Source organism: Dolichospermum sp. UHCC 0259 (genome assembly GCF_009711935.1).
GTDB lineage: Bacteria > Cyanobacteriota > Cyanobacteriia > Cyanobacteriales > Nostocaceae > Dolichospermum.
Genome location: NZ_VIKX01000292.1, coordinates 1 through 695 on the forward strand (window position 1 = coordinate 1; position 695 = coordinate 695).

The following is a 695-nucleotide window of genomic DNA, read 5'->3' on the forward strand; positions in this document are numbered from 1 at the left end:
TTGTCTTAAATTACCTGCTGAATGTGGGCTTGATATCTCTCAATGGGATTTGCAAAGCGTTGATTAAAGCTTTCAAAAGAACCTAATAAGCCAGGATTAATAAACCGGAATAAATTCCACAACTCACCCAGATGATTTTCAATGGGAGTTCCAGTTGTCAACACTTTAAAATTAGCTTTCAAGTTCATAGCTGCTTGAGAACGTTTAGTAGCCATATTTTTAATTGATTGGGCTTCATCCAATACAATCGTTTGCCACTGCAATTGAGAGAGCATTTGAGCTACTTCCTCTTGCTGCAATAAACCATAGCTACATACCAACATATCCAACGGTTGTAAACTATCCAATAATTTTTGACGGTTCGCGCCAGAAAATTGCAGAATATTTAGAGTTGGTGCGAATTTTTGCGCTTCACTTACCCAATTCATGCACACAGAAGTAGGGGCAATAATTAAAGTTGGTCCTGCATGGGCATTTCTAAGAATGACTGCTAAGGCTTGTACGGTTTTACCTAATCCCATTTGATCTGCTAAACAAGCACCCACACCCCAATGTGCTAAACGTGCTAACCAGCAGAAACCATCCATTTGATAGTCCCGTAATTCAGCTTGAAACGTAGACGGGAGTTCTGGTTTAAGGTCTTGCACTTCCTTGAGTTTCTGAATAGGTAGAGTCGAGGGGGAATATTATTTCCC

The 695-nt window shown here is 40.0% G+C and carries 1 pseudogene; it reads right to left on the reverse strand.

The window, feature by feature from the left end:
* Positions 1 to 29 precede the first annotated feature (29 nt).
* A pseudogene (locus tag FJR05_RS23915) lies at positions 30 to 665 on the reverse strand (SNF2-related protein); the annotation flags it as partial.
* Positions 666 to 695 lie beyond the last annotated feature (30 nt).